Consider the following 15,569-nt stretch of genomic DNA (forward strand, 5'->3'; position numbering starts at 1 on the left):
AGTGCCCACACAGATTGCTTGATTCAAATTGTTAAAGAGCGACGCAACAGTGTGTTGCTGCGGGAGTGGAATTCTACCCAACCGCCTTCTCGAGTCAAGCCTTATTTGCAAAGACTTTTCGAGGTTATCGACTAGGTTGTTTGCGTTGCCGCTTGCCCTGTCGATGGAGGCGCATTATAGGGATCTGGATCACGCTTGCAAGGGCCTTTTCGAATTAAATTCGCATTTTTGGTTCAACCGCTCACTAATCACCCAAAAAGCGTATTTATCCTGCAATAACACACCCGTTTGGCGAGCTCGCTATCCTCTATATGGCGTGGCGATGGTAGCAGATCAAGGTTGTGGCGATTTGGTCTCTCTACATCTATATGCATGGTGATCGAGGTCACGCCTTCGGGTAACATAGCGCCCCTTTGCGATTCACACACTCTTGGGCTTTGGAGAGTTTAATGCCTTTTGCACTTGGCCAGCGTTGGATTAGTGATACAGAGACGGATCTGGGGTTGGGGACTGTCGTTGCTGTTGAAGGACGCATGGTTACCCTGTTGTTTCCGGCTACCGGTGAAAACCGCATGTATGCCAAAGAAGAGGCGCCGGTCACCCGGGTCAGCTTCAATGTGGGCGATCAGATCACCAGTCACGAAGACTGGACCATGACGGTCGAAGAAGTGCAGGAGAAAGACGGCCTGCTTATATATGTAGGTGTGCGCACCGACAATGATGAGCCCGTTGCCCTCAAAGAAGTGTTTCTCAACAACTTTATCAAGTTCAACAAGCCGCAGGATCGCCTGTTCGCCGGTCAGATCGATCGGATGTCCCGCTTCACCCTGCGCTACGAAGCGCTGATCAACCAGCACCAGCGCCGTCGCAACCCGACTCGTGGTCTGGCCGGTGGCCGGGTCAGCCTGATCCCGCACCAGCTCTATATCGCCCACGAGGTGGGTCACCGCTACGCTCCGCGCGTACTGCTGGCCGATGAGGTGGGTCTGGGCAAGACCATCGAAGCGGGCATGATCATTCATCAGCAACTGCTCTCCGGCCGCGCCCATCGCGTACTCATTCTGCTGCCCGAAACCTTGCAGCACCAATGGCTGGTCGAAATGCTGCGCCGCTTCAACCTGCACTTCTCCCTGTTTGACGAGGAGCGCTGTATCGAGGCATTCGCCGATGCAGAGAACCCCTTCGAGACCGAGCAGCTGGTGATCTGCAGCCTCGACTTCCTGCGCAAGAAGCGTCGTCGCTTCGAGCAGGTGCTGGAAGCCGAGTGGGATCTGCTGGTTGTCGACGAAGCCCACCATCTTGAGTGGAGTGAAGAGGCGCCAAGCCGTGCCTATGAGATGGTGGAAGCGCTGGCCGAACAAGTGCCGGGCGTGCTGCTGCTGACCGCCACCCCGGATCAGCTGGGCCACCAGAGCCATTTTGCCCGACTGCGCCTGCTCGATCCCGAGCGTTTCTACGACTACGAGGCCTTCCTCGCCGAGGAGCAGGCCTATGGTCAGGTCGCCAGCGCAGCGCAAGAGCTGCTGGATGGCGAGACCCTGAGCGATGAAGCCAGACAGACCCTCGCCAGCCAGCTGGAAGGGCTGGACTTGAGCGATGCCGCCGCCCGCCAGCAGGCGGTCGCCAAGCTGCTGGACCAGCATGGCACCGGCCGGGTGCTGTTCCGCAACAGCCGCGCCAATATTCAGGGCTTCCCCGAGCGTCACCTCAACGTCTACCCCATGCCGCTGCCGGAGCAGTACAAGACCGCCATCAAGGTGATGGGCATGATGGGTGGCAACGGTGGCGATCTGCAGACCCGTGCCCTGCGCTACCTCTATCCCGAGAAGATCTTCCAGCAGTTCGAAGGTGACAACGCCACCTGGACCCAGTTCGACCCGCGCGTCGAATGGTTGCTGGAGCTGCTGCTCTCAGCCCGCCAGCAGAAGGTGCTGGTGATCTGCTCCGAAGCGGCGACCGCTATCGCGCTGGAAGAGGCGCTGCGTACCCGTGAAGGGATCCGTGGTGCCGTGTTCCACGAAGGGATGTCGATCCTCGAGCGGGACAAGGCCTCCGCCTATTTTGCCCAGCAAGAGGGTGGCGCCCAGGTGCTGCTCTGCTCCGAGATCGGCTCAGAGGGTCGCAACTTCCAGTTTGCCAGCCATCTGGTGCTGTTCGATCTGCCTCTCAACCCGGACCTGCTGGAACAGCGTATCGGCCGACTGGATCGTATCGGTCAGCAGAATACCGTCGAGATCCACGTTCCCTATCTGGAAGGGACTGCCCAGCGCGCCCTGCTGCTCTGGTATCACGATGGTCTGGACGCGTTCGAGCAGACCTGCCCGACTGCCCGCCCGGTATTCGAAGCGGTACGTGAAGAGCTGTTCGAGCTGCTGGCAGCCAACACCGGCGATCAGGCAGCCCTCGACGCCCTGCTGATCAAGACCCGCGAACTGCACGAGCCGCTCAAGGCTCGACTGGAGCAGGGTCGCGATCGCCTGCTGGAGATCCACTCCAGCGGTGGCGCCGCCGCCCAGCAGCTGGTCGACAAGCTGGCCGCCGAAGATGACGACACCGGCATGATCTCCTTCGCCCTCAAGATGTTCGACGAGATCGGCGTCAATCAGGATGACCGTGGCGAGAACGCGCTGGTGCTGACCCCCGGGGATCACATGCTGGTCTCCAGCTTCCCGGGCTTGCCGCAAGACGGCATGACCATCACCTTCGATCGCAACACTGCCCTGTCGCGTGATGACATGGCGCTGCTCTCCTGGGATCACCCCATGATGCGCGGCGGTATCGACCTGATCCTGGGCTCCGAGATCGGTGCCACCTCGGTCGCACTGCTCAAGAACAAGGCGCTGCCCATCGGCTCCATCCTGCTTGAGCTGATCTTCGTTGCCGAGTCTGCGGCCCATCCCCAGCTCTACCGCTTCATGCCGCCGACGCCGATCCGTCTGCTGATGGACAAGAACGGCCAGAATCTGGGTGAGAAAGTGGCGTTTGATGCCTTCAACCGTCAGCTGACGCCGGTCAATCGCCACCTCGGCAGCAAACTGGTCACCGCGTCCCAACCGGTGATCCACAGTCTGATTGGCAAGGGCCAGGCCATTGCCGAAGAGCTGAAAGCCGGGATTGTCGACAAGGCCCGCGCCCAGATGGCGCAGACCCTGCAGCAGGATCTGGATCGTCTGGAAGCGCTCAAGGCAGTCAACCCGAACGTGCGCGACAGCGAGCTGGATTATCTGCGCAATCTGCAGGCAGAATTGCACCACCTGATCGATCAGACCCAACTCAAGCTGGATGCCATCCGCTTTATCGTGGTCACCCATAACTGATGGGGGCTTGCCCCCACCTTCTGATGCGAGACATTTATGTTTGAATACTCACCGCCTCTGGAACCCTGGCTCGATATCCTGTTCAAGGACAAGGACATCATGGTGGTCAACAAGCCCACTGGCCTGCTAAGCGTCCCCGGGCGCGGCCCCGAGAATGAAGACAGCGTCCTGCATCGGGTGAAACAGCAACACCCCAAGGCGGCGGCAGCTCATCGCCTCGACATGTCCACCACTGGCGTCATTGTCATTCCCCTCAATCCCAACTCTCATCGGGAGCTGAGCCGACAATTTCGCGAGCGGGAGACCGAGAAGCACTACCTCGCCTGGGTGTGGGGTGAGCCGGAAGCAGAGTCGGGACAGGTTGACCTGCCGCTCTGCGTCGACTGGCCCAACCGCCCGAAGCAGAAGGTGGATCACGAGGAGGGGCGTCACGCCCTGACCCTGTGGCAGAAACTGAAAGTGGAGAACGGCAACAGCCTGATCAAGCTGACTCCCATCACAGGTCGCTCGCACCAGTTGCGCGTCCATATGCTGGAGCTGGGGCATCCGATCCTGGGTGACAACCTCTACGCCCATCCGGATGCGCTGGCGGCTGCCCCCCATCTCTACCTGCATGCGGCCATGCTGACCATCAGCCACCCCCGCAGCGGGGAACGGATGACCTTCGAGGCGCCGGCTCCTTTCCCGGTCTGATCCCGCAAATCGCAGAGATAAAAAAGCCCCCATCGCGAGATGGGGGCTTTTTCATTAGGGTCAGACGCGAATATCGATCTTGCTTCCCAGGGAAGCGCTGGCCGATGTCGGTGCAACCGGCGCTGATTGCGCTGCGTTTTGCAGCAGCTTCAGCGCAGCTTCGCCCTCTTGGGTCTGCTGTTTCTTGGCCAGACTGGCCGTCATCAGAGCAGAACCAAACGACGCATTTGCAGAACTTGATATATCCATAGGGTTCCTCCTGCACTCAACAGTATCGGCCAAGCGGCCCCGAACATAAGCACTGAATGCAAAACAATCTGACAGTTGCTTTTCTATCAATCAGATAGCACTAGCATTCATGGCCCCTGTTCACCGCTGGATGACACCTTCAAGCTCCTGTGCCGTCATCGCCCGAAGCACCTTGCAAGGGTTGCCAGCCGCCACCACGTTGGCGGGCACATCTTTGGTCACCACCGAACCGGCACCGATGACGCTGTTGTCACCGATAGTGACACCGGGGCAGATAACCGTGCTGCCGCCAATCCAGACGTTGTGACCGATCCGCACCGGCTTGCCGAACTCGACCCCCCTGATACGCGCTGCCACCACCACCGGGTGAGCGGCGGTGTAGATCTGCACCCCGGGCGCCAGCAGCACGTTGTCGCCGATGTGCACCTCACAGACGTCGAGGATGGTGCAATTGACGTTGGCGTAGAAGTTCTCGCCGACGAAGATGTTGGCGCCATAGTCGCAGAAGAACGGCGGATTGATGGCACACTCCTGGCCGCGGCTACCGAGCAGCTCGTGCAGCAAAGCATCCCGCACCGGTTTCTCCTGCCAGCTGGTGTTGAAGGTGTGATATAGCCTGCGGCAGCGCTCGCGCGCCGCTTTCAGCTCGGGATCGCCCGCATCATAAGGCTCCCCCGCCACCATCTTCTGCCACTCGGCACCGTGCACCACCTTCTCCATTACCTACTCCATCAGCCAGATCAGGGATTCATAAGGGCGCAGCATAGCCGATTGCGGTTGGGCCGGGCTATCGGGGTAGTTGCCGAGCAGCAGCCGACCTTGCCCGCTTTGCAGCTCGGCAGGCAAGGCAAACTCCACCGGCTCGCCGTAGAAGTTGCTCACCACCAGCAGGATCTGACCGTTGGCGCGACGGGCATAGGCCCAGATCTGCGGGTGCCCGGTCAGCAGCTCCTGATAATCCCCCTGAGTGAAGATGGGGTGCGCCTTGCGCAGGGCGATGAGATCCCGATAGTGCCAGAACACCGAGTGCTGGTCGGCCAGCGCCGCCTCGGCGTTGATCTCGGAATAGTTGGCGGCAGGCGTGAGCCAGGGCGTCCCGTTGGTAAAACCGGCATTGGGGGCGGCACTCCACTGCATCGGGGTGCGCGAGTTGTCGCGGGACTTGGCACCGAGAATGGCGAGGATCTCGGCCTCGCTCATCCCTTCCGCCTGCTTGATGGCGAAGATGTTGCGGCTCTCTACATCCTGATAGTCATCGATGTGCTGATAGCCGGGGTTGGTCATGCCGATCTCCTCCCCCTGATAGATGTAGGGGGTGCCTTGCAGGCCATGCAGCGTGCTGGCCAGCATCTTGGCAGCGACCACTCTGTACTCACCCTCATCACCGAAGCGGGAGACGATGCGCGGCTGATCGTGGTTGCACCAGAACAGCGCCGACCACCCCTTGCCATGCATACCGCTCTGCCAGTGGTTGAAGATGCGCTTGAGTTCGAGGAAATCGAACGGTGCTTTCGTCCACTTGTCGCCGTTGGGGTAATCCACCTTGAGGTGGTGGAAGTTGAACACCATGGAGAGCTCGGAGCCATCCAGCGCGCCATAGCGCTGGCAGTGCTCCAGCGAAGTAGAGGACATCTCCCCCACCGTCATGGCGCCGACAGGAGCAAACACGTCGCGGCTCACATCCTGCAAAAATTCGTGGATGCGCGGCCCGTCGGTGTAGAAGCGGCGGCCATCGCCAATCTCGTCGTTCGGGAACGCCTGATCCTTGGAGATGAGGTTGATGACGTCGAGGCGGAAACCGTCCACCCCCCTTTTGGCCCAGAAGTGGATGATGTTTTTCACCTCGGCGCGCACCGCCGGGTTTTCCCAGTTGAGATCCGCCTGCTCGCGGGCAAACAGGTGCAGGTAGTACTGACCGGTGGCCTGATCCAGCTCCCAGGCGCTGCCGCCAAATTTGGATTGCCAGTTGTTCGGCACGCCGCCATCCACCGGATCGCGCCAGATGTAGTAGTCGCGGTAGGGGCTGTTTTTATCCCCCAGCGCCGACTTGAACCAGGCGTGCTCGGTGGAAGTGTGGTTGACCACTATATCCATCACGATGCGGATGTCGCGCGTGTGGGCGGCAGCCAGCAGCGCCTCGAAATCTGCCATGGTGCCGTAGGCGGGGTCGATGGCAAGGTAGTCGGCGATGTCGTAGCCGTTGTCCACCTGCGGCGAGACGTAAACCGGGGTCAGCCAGAGAGCATCGACCCCCAGAGTTTTGAGATAGTCGAGGCGGGCCATGATCCCCTTGAGGTCGCCGGTGCCACGCGCTCCGGAATCCTGAAAGCTCTTGGGGTAAATCTGGTAAATCACGGCACTCTGCCACCAGGGTGTTTGGCTCATGGGTCTTTCTCTTGTCTCGAATATGAAATGGAGAGGTCGACCCGCGGGTCGCCCTGATAATCAGTGTCAGGCGCTGGCTTGGGCCAACTTGCCAGCGGCTTGCTGGCGCTTGTAGACCAGCAGGGTCAGCACCACCGGCACCACGATGGCGACCAGCATGGCGATGGCGAACACCGCCCAGTATTGCGGCTGGATGGAGAGGATACCCGGCAGGCCGCCAACCCCGATGCCGTTGGCCATCACCCCGGCGAAACCGCAGATAAGGGCCGCAAGGCTGGAGCCCACCATGGCGCACAGCATGGGGAACTTGTACTTGAGGTTAATACCGTACATCGCCGGTTCGGTCACCCCGAGATAGGCGGAGATGGCGGCAGGCACCGAGATCTCCCGCTCGTTCTCCTTGCGGCTAATCAGAATGATGCCGACGACCGCAGAAGCCTGAGCGATGTTGGAGAGGGCGATCAGCGGCCAGATTGGCGTGCCGCCCATGCTCTGCATCAGTTGCAGATCCACCGCGTTGGTGGTGTGGTGGATGCCGGTGATGACCAGCGGCGCGTAGAGGAAACCGAATAGGGCGGCACCGATAGGGGCGAAGGAGCCGGTCATGGCGGCCTTGGCAGCGAAGCCGACACCGTCACCAATCCAGCGGCCGAACGGGCCGATAAAGGCGTGAGCCACGATCACCGCCAGCAGCAGCGAGACAAACGGCACAATCACCAGATAGAGATAGGCCGGAATGATCCGCTTGAGGTTGGTCTCTACCCAGGCGAGGAAGACACCCGCCAGCAGCGCCGGAATGACCTGGGCCTGATAACCTACCTTCTGGATCACGAACAGGCCGAAGTCCCACACCTCGGGAGTCTGCTGACCGATGCCGTAGGCGTTCATCAACTGTGGCGACACCAGCGTGATGCCGAGCACGATACCGAGGATCTCGGAGCCGCCCATCTTCTTCACTGCAGACCAGCAGACGCCCACCGGCAGGAAGTGGAAGATCGCCTCGCCCAGCAGCCAGAGGAAGGCATGCACCTGAGCCCAGAACTGGCTGATCTCGGTGAGGGTGTGAGTGCCATCGTCGAACATCTTGATGTCGCCGATGACGTTGCGAAAGCCCAGGATCAGACCACCGGTGATGATGGCAGGCAGCAGCGGCACGAAGATCTCCGCCAGATGGGAGATGCCCCGCTCCAGCGGGTTCATGTTCTGGCGTGCCGCCTGCTTGGCGGTCTCCTTGCTGCCACCGCTGACGCCGAGCTGTTCGGTCAGCGCCTTGTACCACTGCTCTACCTCGTTACCGATCACCACCTGGAACTGACCGCCCTGGGTGAAGCTTCCCTTCACTGCCGGAATGGTCTCGATGGCCTTGCTGTCGGCCTTGGCCGGATCGTTCAGGACGAAGCGCAACCGGGTCAGGCAGTGGCTGACGGTGGCGATGTTCTCCTTGCCGCCGATCTTGTCGATCAGGGTGGCAAGCTGCTGTGCGTTGATCTTGGACATGGGTCTTCCCTCTGTGACGCCATTGAATAGTGGTCTGTATCGCCCTTTTGAGCCAGTCTGTCGGCCGGAGCGTTTTTGGTATCGTTCCCATTTAGCATGCCGACAATCTGGCCAGATCGAAATGGGAACGTTCCCAATTCGTGGCCAGCGTCACAAAAAGCACACTTTTTGTTCAGTCGGAAGTGATGGGGCTCACAGGGTTCGACAGGGGGCGATTGTCACCAGCGGAGGCTGATCCTGCTCAATCTGGCCGAGCAGCTGACGCGCCGCCTGCTCCCCCGCCCCTTTGTAACCGAGATCGAGAGTGAGGGCGTTGGGGAAGAGGAAGCTGAGCATGGGGTTGTTGCCAAGGCCGGTCACCAGCACCTCGCTACGCCCTTGTTCTTGAAGGTATTTTGCCGCACCGATGGCGAGGGTGTCGCTGGCGCAGACCAACGCCTGGGTGGAGGGGGTAAGCAGCTCGGCCGCCAGCCGGTAGCCGCTCTGCAGGCTGAGATCGCCGAGGGCGCTGCGCGGGCGCAACCCTTGCTCTGCGCAGTAAGCGAGATAGGCGTCGAGGCGGCGCTGGCCGGTGGTGAGATCCGAGGCATCCACCCCCAGATAGGCGATGTCGCGGGCGCCACGGCTTGCCAGCTGCGCCAGCATGGTGCGCACCGCACCGGCGTCGTCGAAGCAGACCGAGGAGAAACCGGGATATTCACGGGCGACCAGCACCAGCTTCTCTTTCAGCGGCGTCATGGCGGCATAGTCCAAGTCATTGAAGGCGAACAGGATAATGCCATCCACTCCGCGCCGCTCCAGCACCGCCAGATGCTCCTGCACCTTGGCGGGGGAGAACTTGCTCTCCATCAGCACAGCATCGTAGCCACGCTGGTAGAGGGTCTCCAGCATGCCGCGCACCGCCTGATTCTCCGAGCTGGAGTCGAGCCGGGAAACGATGATCCCCACCACCTGCTGGCTTTGGCTGCGCATGGCCCGCGCCGACTTGCTCGGCACGAAGCCGTGCTCGGCGATGATCTGCTCCACCCGCTCGCGGGTCTCCTGCTTCACCTTGTGATCCTGGTTGAGCACCCGGGAGACGGTCGACTTGCCGACGCCACTCAGTCTGGCGATATCGAGGATGGTCAGTTTCTTGTCCATGAATTGGCTCACAGGAGGCTAGGCGGTGGAATTGCCCACATTGTTGTGATTAACCCCTGTGAATACAAGCCCATGGCGTTAGAATGCCCTTTTTGCCCCGCCGTCAGGGTGTGTGGGCACAGCACAGGATGCCCATCATGGATCTGCTGGCCAGTCTGCTCTTCTCCCTCTCCATCACAGGCCCCATCTGCGTGGTGCTGCTGCTCGGCATCTTGCTCAAGCGGCTGGGGCTGCTGCCGGATCCCTTTACCGAATCCGCCTCGCGACTGGTGTTTCAGGTCACCCTGCCCGCTCTGCTCTTTCTCAGTATTCTGGGTACCAACTTCGCCACCATGCCGAGCCTCTGGTTTATCGGCTATGGCCTGCTCGCCACCGTTATCAGCTATCTGGTGCTGGAGCTGCTGGCCGGACGTTTTATCGGGGAGCAGCGACTGCGCGGGATCTTCGTGCAGGGGAGCTTTCGCGGCAACAGCGCCATTATCGGGCTCGCCTATGTGCAGAACGCCTATGGCCACGAAGGGTTGGGGGCGGCGGCCTTCTATGTCGGCGCGGTGACCGTGCTCTACAACATTCTCGCTGTGATCACCCTCACCCGCAGTCTCGGCGGTGCCACCGGTATCCGCCCCATTCTGCTCGGCATCATCAAGAATCCGCTCATCATCGCCATTGTGGCGGCGCTGCCGTTTACCCTGCTCGGTATCAAGATGCCGCAACTGCTGCTCACCACCGGCAGCTACTTCGCCAACATGACGTTGCCGCTGGCGTTGCTCTGCACCGGCGCCTCCCTCAGTCTCGGCGCCCTGCGCGGCGGGGCGGCGCTGACCGGCTGGGCCAGCGTGATGCGGCTCTGCCTCATTCCAGCGGTGTTCACTCTGGGAGCAGCCCTGCTCGGCTTCAGCCATCTGGAGCTCGGCATCCTGTTTCTTATCAGCGCCACCCCGACTGCCGCCGCCAGCTATGTGATGACCCGCGCCATGGGGGGTGACAGCGTGCTGGCAGCGAACATCATCGCCACTACCACCCTTGGATCGCTGGTTACTACCAGCCTCGGGGCAACTCTGATGAATTACCTCGGTCTTATGTACTGACCCTGCCCGAGGAAACTGCCAACCTCATCGCCACCACGAACCTTGGCACCCATACACCGGCAGGGAGCCATCCTGATGAACTATCTGGGTCTTATGTACTGACGGCTTGACCTTGCCGGAGGCGGCAGCTTTAGGCTGGCGCTCATCAACAGAGGAGATATTCCATGACCATCGAACTCACAGTGTCCGGCATGTCCTGTGGTGGCTGCGCCGCCAGTCTGCAAAAAGCCCTGCTGGCCCAGCCTGCGGTCACCACCGCAACCGTCGATTTCGCCAGCAGCAAGGCCTTCATCGAGAGCGAGCTGAGCAAGGCCGAGCTGATCGCCCTGATCGAAGCCAAGGGTTTCTCTGCGAGTTAAATTATCTCCATAGAGGTATAAAACAGGTTAAAAATCTGTACTCACCTGTCTTTTGGTGAGTTTTATCACAGACCGGGGTTATTAAACGGGCAAACTTGCTGCGATTATTCCAACCATAAGGATTTGCAGCATGACCCTACCGATCCGCAAGACCCTGCTCGCCGCCGTCGTTGGCCTGACACTCTCCCCCATGGCCATGGCGCTGCCCAACGTCCATATTCTGGCAACCGGCGGCACCATTGCCGGGGCAGGCCAGTCGGCTACCGAGTCCAACTACGAGGCAGGCAAGGTAGCCATCGAGACGCTGATCGCCGCCGTGCCCGAGATGAAGAACGTCGCTGACGTGCAGGGTGAGCAGGTGGTGAAGATCGGCTCCCAGGACATGAACGACGAGGTGTGGCTCAAGCTGGCCAAGCGGGTCAACGAGCTGCTGGCCAAGGATGACGTGGATGGCATCGTCATCACCCACGGCACCGACACCATGGAAGAGACCGCCTACTTCCTCAATCTGACCGTCAAGAGCGACAAGCCGGTGGTGCTGGTCGGCGCCATGCGCCCCTCCACCGCCATGAGTGCCGATGGCCCGCTCAACCTCTACAACGCCGTGGTGACCGCCTCCGACCCCGCCTCCAAGGGCCGTGGCGTGATGGTGGCGATGAACGACACCGTGCTGGATGCCCGCGACGTCACCAAGACCAACACCACAGGCGTGCAGACCTTCGCCTCCCCCAACTTCGGCCCGCTGGGTTACATCCACAACGGCAAGATCGACTATCAGCGCAGCCCGGCCCGTCTGCACACCAGCAAGACGCCGTTTGACGTGAGTAAGCTCGACAAGCTGCCGCAAGTTGGCATCGTCTACAGCTACGCCAACGCCACCGACTTGCCGGCCAAGGCGATGGTGGATGCCAAGTTCGACGGCATCGTCAGCGCCGGGGTGGGCAACGGTAACCTCTACCACACCCTGTTCGACACCCTGGCCAAGGCGAGCAAGGATGGCATCCGCGTCGTACGCTCCGCCCGCGTGCCGACCGGCGCCACCACCCTGGATGCTGAGATCGATGATGCCAAGTACGGCTTCGTGGCCTCCGGCACTCTCAACCCGCAGAAAGCGCGGGTGCTGCTGATGCTCTCCCTGACCCAGAGCAAGGATCCGGCCCAGATCCAGCGCTGGTTCCAGCAGTTCTGATAACGGTTGTCTGACAAGTGATAAGCAAGGGCGGGACTTCCCGCCCTTTTCCCTCCTGCAATGCTGTCTCGCCAAGCTCCCGCTTCGTCCATGACACCATTTGGCGGGGTCATCCTTCCCTTTTCCGGCCATCTTTTTCAGCTATCACAAAGCGCTGTCATCAAATTAGCGAGCCGGATCACCCGCTTTCACAAGCGCATCGCCGCCAAATTCATTACACTGCCAGCGATCTTATCCACTCAAGGAGTGCTGTTGCTGTATGGAAATATTGATCCTGCTGGGATTGATTTTGCTTAATGGCGTCTTCGCCATGTCAGAAATCGCCATCGTCACCGCACGCAAGGCTCGCCTCGGCAAGCTTGCCTCTGAAGGCAACCGCTCCGCCGCCATTGCCCTCAAACTGGGCGAAGACCCGACCCATTTTCTCTCTGCCGTCCAAATCGGCATTACCAGCATCGGTCTGCTCAATGGTATCTACGGCGAATCCCTGCTGGCCCAGCCCTTCTCCCTCTGGTTGCAGGAGTGGGGACTCCCGGCCAAGAGCAGTGGCCTGATCGCCACCATCATAGTGGTGGTGGTGGTTACTTACCTCTCCATCGTGGTGGGGGAGCTGGTGCCCAAGCGCCTCGGCCAGCTCAATGCCGAGCGCATCGCCTGTCTGGTGGCCCGCCCCATGCACTGGCTCGCCACCCTGACCCGCCCCTTCGTTTGGCTGCTGTCGGCCTCTACCAATGCCAGCCTGCGGCTGCTGCGGGTCAACCAGAACGGCAGCGCCAACGTTACCGAGGAGGAGATCCACGCCATGCTGGTGGAGGGCTCTGAAGCCGGGGTGATCGAGGATCATGAACACACCATGCTGCGCAACGTCTTCCGTCTCGACGAACGCAGTCTCTCCTCCCTGATGGTGCCGCGCAGCGATATCCGCTATCTGGATCTGGCGCTGCCGCTGGAGACCAACCTGCAGCGACTGGTGGAGTATCGCCACAGCTATTTTCCGGTCTGCGACGGCAACCTGTCAGAATTGGTGGGTATCATCAATGTCAGCAAGGTACTGCACGCCTATATCAAGGGTGAGCCCATCGATCTGGCTGCCCTGACCCAGGAGGGCAGCCTGCTGCCGGAGACCCTCAACGGCGTCGAGCTGCTCAACCACTTCCGCACCCACAGCGAACAGATGGCGCTGGTGGTGGACGAATATGGCGAGCTGCAGGGGCTGGTCACCCAGCAGGATCTGCTGGAGGCGCTGGCGGGGGATTTCCAGCAGGAGGATGGCGAGGACAACTGGGCCTTCCGGCGCGCCGACGGCAGCTGGCTGCTCGATGGCCTGATCCCGCTGCCGGAGTTGAAGGACTGTCTGGAGCTGGTTCGTCTGCCAGAAGAAGAAAAACATCACTATCACACCCTCGGAGGGCTTATCATGCTGCTCCTTGGTCGTGTTCCACAAACCGGAGACCTGGTGACACTGGAACAGTGGCAACTGGAAATTGTTGACATGGATGGCCTGCGCATCGACAAGGTGCTCGCCATGCCCTTGACCGATCAACCCAGCTAACCTGCGGAGTTTGCAAGTATGGAGCAGTTTTACCAACTGGCTCACGCCTTTATGAATCACGATCTGAACACACTTTCCGATCCCAAGATGGCCTTCATGATCTGTGGTGTGATTCTGACGTTTCTGGTACTGGAAAACGGATTCATCCCTACCGCCTTTCTGCCCGGTGACAGCCTGCTGATCCTCACCGGCGTGCTCATCTATCAGGATGTGTTGTCTCTCGGGGTGATCCCGCTGTTGATCATGGCCACCTTTGTCGGCACCTGGCTCGGTTACATGCAGGGGCGTTTCCTTGGCCACACCCAGCTCTACCATCGGCTGATGTCCCACGTGGAAGAGCGGCACCAGCAGAAGGTCTACCACCTGCTGGACAAGTACGGGATCATCACCCTGATCACCGCTCGCTATATCGCCTTCGTGCGCACCGCCTACCCCTATATCGTCGGTGCCACCGAGCTGCCCCAGGGGCGCTTTCTCATCGTCAATCTGATCAGCTCCATCATGTGGATCTGCCCGCTGGTCGGGTTTGGCTACTACCTGAGCCACACCAAGCTGGCTGCCGAATACCAGACCCAGTTCTTCAACATTATCATCTATCTGCCGGTGGCCCTGCTGCTGGGTGGCATGGTGGCGCTGGTCTGGCGCTGGATCAGCAAACGCAGGGCCGCGCAGCCGCGGGATTGACCCTTCGCCCAACGCCCGACCCGAAAGCCCTCGCCAGAGGGCTTTTTTGATCGCCAATTTTGCGCAAATAGCAGAAATAGTCCCGCTCGGCCCTTGTAAAGCCGGGGTAAAAATGAGTGAATCTAGCGCCTTTTTTTGGATGGGAATGGAGTCGGTTGTATGTGGTGTCGGATTCGCGCAGCAGCGCTGGTTGTCGGGTTGATGGGAATGCTGGGATTGCCTGCGGTCAGCGCGGCACCCAACCCAGCCAAACTGGAAGTACGCTCAAGCAGCGCCCTGGTCGTGGATGTAAAAACGGGCAAGACGCTCTACCAGAAGAATGCCACCAAGGTGCGTCCCATCGCCTCCCTCACCAAACTGATGACAGCGCTGGTGGTGCTGGATGCCAAGCAGAATCTCAACCAGACCATCACGGTCGACAAGAACGATCTGGATCGGGTCAAACACACCCACTCCCGCATCCGCATGGGCACCAAGGTGACCCGCCGCGACGCCCTGCATCTGGCGCTGATGTCCTCCGAAAACCGGATGGCCTCGGCACTGGCACGTCACTATCCGGGCGGCCGCAGCGCCTTCGTGCGCGCCATGAACAACAAGGCTAGACAGCTGGGTATGCGAAATACCCACTTCTACGACTCCACCGGCCTCTCCACCCGCAACGTCTCCACCGCCCAGGATCTGGGCAAGCTGGCTGCCGCCGCCTATCGTCAACCGCTGATCCGTCAGTTCACTCAGGATGAGAACCGGGAGATGCGCTTCAGCGCCCCCGCCTACAGCCTGATGTTCAACAACACCAACCCGCTGGTGAAAAACCCGGATTGGGACGTGCGCCTCTCCAAGACCGGCTTCACTGACGAAGCAGGGCGCTGTCTGGTGATGCGCGCCAAACCGGACAGCCGCGAGCTCGCCATCGTGCTGCTCAACTCGGTGGGCAAACGCACCCCCATCGGCGATGCCAACCGCATTCGCAAATGGTTGAAAAGCTGAGTCAATATCTCGACACAAAAGGATGCTGCGGCATCCTTTTTTATTGCCCGCAAAACGCCTCTGCAGGCCTTGCAGGATGTTGATGAGCGAATCCTGAGTGATGAGCTGCGCGGCATCTGCCGTTGCAACAGCAGGCATACAGCTCGCCTGCAGATAGAGGCAAAGGGTTGCACCGTTCAGAAGAACGCGGCGCAATAACAGAAGAGGTATAAAAGAGGACAAGAACAGACAGGCAGGCAGGCAGGCAGGCAGGCAGGAGGGTAACCCGGACGCCACAGCGAACACGGATCCACACGACAGGGGTAAATATCGCCCATAAAAAAACAGCCCCGACCGAAGTCGAGGCTGTCTGTATGGTGCGCCCGAGAGGATTCGAACCTCTGACCACCTGGTTCGTAGCCAGGTACTCTATCCAGCTGAGCTACGGGC

General features: G+C 60.3%; 13 protein-coding genes. 8 read left to right on the forward strand and 5 right to left on the reverse strand.

Annotation, left to right across the window (positions count from 1 at the left end):
• Positions 1-449: 449 nt before the first annotated feature.
• Both rapA and rluA read left to right on the forward strand, forming a co-directional pair.
• A complete protein-coding gene (gene rapA, locus G5171_RS20055; protein ID WP_421251627.1) occupies positions 450-3,317 on the forward strand; it encodes an RNA polymerase-associated protein RapA in 2,868 nt (955 codons plus the stop codon).
• A 36-nt stretch (positions 3,318-3,353) separates the two neighbouring features.
• Complete coding sequence (gene rluA / locus G5171_RS20060; protein WP_005343025.1) at positions 3,354-4,010, forward strand: bifunctional tRNA pseudouridine(32) synthase/23S rRNA pseudouridine(746) synthase RluA; 657 nt, start codon at positions 3,354-3,356, stop codon at positions 4,008-4,010.
• Positions 4,011-4,070: 60 nt separating this feature from the next.
• Here the strand turns inward: rluA and G5171_RS20065 are convergent, their stop codons facing one another.
• From G5171_RS20065 to treR, 5 genes are all read right to left on the reverse strand, one after another.
• Positions 4,071-4,259 carry a hypothetical protein gene (locus tag G5171_RS20065; RefSeq protein WP_005336040.1) on the reverse strand — a complete coding sequence of 63 codons (189 nt, stop codon included), beginning with the start codon at positions 4,257-4,259 and terminating at the stop codon, positions 4,071-4,073.
• Positions 4,260-4,379: 120 nt separating this feature from the next.
• Positions 4,380-4,979, reverse strand: a complete 600-nt coding sequence (locus G5171_RS20070; protein ID WP_421251628.1) for a sugar O-acetyltransferase — start codon at positions 4,977-4,979, stop codon at positions 4,380-4,382.
• Between the two features lie 3 nt (positions 4,980-4,982).
• Complete coding sequence (gene treC, locus G5171_RS20075; protein WP_421260647.1) at positions 4,983-6,644, reverse strand: alpha,alpha-phosphotrehalase; 1,662 nt, start codon at positions 6,642-6,644, stop codon at positions 4,983-4,985.
• A gap of 66 nt (positions 6,645-6,710) precedes the next feature.
• Positions 6,711-8,141 carry a PTS trehalose transporter subunit IIBC gene (gene treB / locus G5171_RS20080; protein ID WP_058059860.1) on the reverse strand — a complete coding sequence of 477 codons (1,431 nt, stop codon included), beginning with the start codon at positions 8,139-8,141 and terminating at the stop codon, positions 6,711-6,713.
• Between the two features lie 192 nt (positions 8,142-8,333).
• Positions 8,334-9,281, reverse strand: coding sequence for a trehalose operon repressor TreR (treR, locus tag G5171_RS20085; RefSeq protein ID WP_421260648.1), 948 nt, complete (start codon positions 9,279-9,281; stop codon positions 8,334-8,336).
• Positions 9,282-9,418: 137 nt separating this feature from the next.
• Here treR and G5171_RS20090 point away from each other — a divergent pair, with 137 nt between their 5' ends.
• The 6 genes from G5171_RS20090 to pbpG all read left to right on the forward strand — a co-directional run bounded on the left by G5171_RS20090 (position 9,419) and on the right by pbpG (position 15,140).
• The gene (locus G5171_RS20090; protein ID WP_216979583.1) at positions 9,419-10,369 is read left to right on the forward strand and encodes an AEC family transporter; all 951 of its coding nucleotides are present in this window, start codon (positions 9,419-9,421) and stop codon (positions 10,367-10,369) included.
• Between the two features lie 164 nt (positions 10,370-10,533).
• Positions 10,534-10,728 (forward strand): heavy-metal-associated domain-containing protein, encoded by a 195-nt coding sequence (locus tag G5171_RS20095; RefSeq protein WP_005348755.1) that lies wholly within the window; start codon positions 10,534-10,536, stop codon positions 10,726-10,728.
• 130 nt (positions 10,729-10,858) lie between these two features.
• Positions 10,859-11,917, forward strand: coding sequence for an L-asparaginase 2 (ansB, locus tag G5171_RS20100; RefSeq protein ID WP_421260649.1), 1,059 nt, complete (start codon positions 10,859-10,861; stop codon positions 11,915-11,917).
• Positions 11,918-12,176: 259 nt separating this feature from the next.
• Positions 12,177-13,469 (forward strand): hemolysin family protein, encoded by a 1,293-nt coding sequence (locus tag G5171_RS20105; protein WP_005336050.1) that lies wholly within the window; start codon positions 12,177-12,179, stop codon positions 13,467-13,469.
• Between the two features lie 18 nt (positions 13,470-13,487).
• Complete coding sequence (locus tag G5171_RS20110) at positions 13,488-14,153, forward strand: DedA family protein (protein ID WP_005336051.1); 666 nt, start codon at positions 13,488-13,490, stop codon at positions 14,151-14,153.
• Between the two features lie 159 nt (positions 14,154-14,312).
• A complete protein-coding gene (gene pbpG / locus G5171_RS20115) occupies positions 14,313-15,140 on the forward strand; it encodes a D-alanyl-D-alanine endopeptidase (protein WP_005348750.1) in 828 nt (275 codons plus the stop codon).
• Positions 15,141-15,569 lie beyond the last annotated feature (429 nt).

The sequence above is a fragment of the Aeromonas sp. 600774 genome (assembly GCF_049175075.1).
In the GTDB taxonomy this organism is placed as follows: domain Bacteria; phylum Pseudomonadota; class Gammaproteobacteria; order Enterobacterales; family Aeromonadaceae; genus Aeromonas; species Aeromonas veronii_A.

Excerpts from the sequence above, each read along its gene's own strand:
- rapA (WP_421251627.1), top strand. The coding sequence starts at position 450 with ATGCCTTTTGCACTTGGCCAGCGTTGGATTAGTGATACAGAGACGGAT.
- rluA (WP_005343025.1), top strand. The coding sequence starts at position 3,354 with ATGTTTGAATACTCACCGCCTCTGGAACCCTGGCTCGATATCCTGTTC.
- G5171_RS20065 (WP_005336040.1), bottom strand. The coding sequence starts at position 4,259 with ATGGATATATCAAGTTCTGCAAATGCGTCGTTTGGTTCTGCTCTGATG.
- G5171_RS20070 (WP_421251628.1), bottom strand. The coding sequence starts at position 4,979 with ATGGAGAAGGTGGTGCACGGTGCCGAGTGGCAGAAGATGGTGGCGGGG.
- treC (WP_421260647.1), bottom strand. The coding sequence starts at position 6,644 with ATGAGCCAAACACCCTGGTGGCAGAGTGCCGTGATTTACCAGATTTAC.
- treB (WP_058059860.1), bottom strand. The coding sequence starts at position 8,141 with ATGTCCAAGATCAACGCACAGCAGCTTGCCACCCTGATCGACAAGATC.
- treR (WP_421260648.1), bottom strand. The coding sequence starts at position 9,281 with ATGGACAAGAAACTGACCATCCTCGATATCGCCAGACTGAGTGGCGTC.
- G5171_RS20090 (WP_216979583.1), top strand. The coding sequence starts at position 9,419 with ATGGATCTGCTGGCCAGTCTGCTCTTCTCCCTCTCCATCACAGGCCCC.
- G5171_RS20095 (WP_005348755.1), top strand. The coding sequence starts at position 10,534 with ATGACCATCGAACTCACAGTGTCCGGCATGTCCTGTGGTGGCTGCGCC.
- ansB (WP_421260649.1), top strand. The coding sequence starts at position 10,859 with ATGACCCTACCGATCCGCAAGACCCTGCTCGCCGCCGTCGTTGGCCTG.
- G5171_RS20105 (WP_005336050.1), top strand. The coding sequence starts at position 12,177 with ATGGAAATATTGATCCTGCTGGGATTGATTTTGCTTAATGGCGTCTTC.
- G5171_RS20110 (WP_005336051.1), top strand. The coding sequence starts at position 13,488 with ATGGAGCAGTTTTACCAACTGGCTCACGCCTTTATGAATCACGATCTG.
- pbpG (WP_005348750.1), top strand. The coding sequence starts at position 14,313 with ATGTGGTGTCGGATTCGCGCAGCAGCGCTGGTTGTCGGGTTGATGGGA.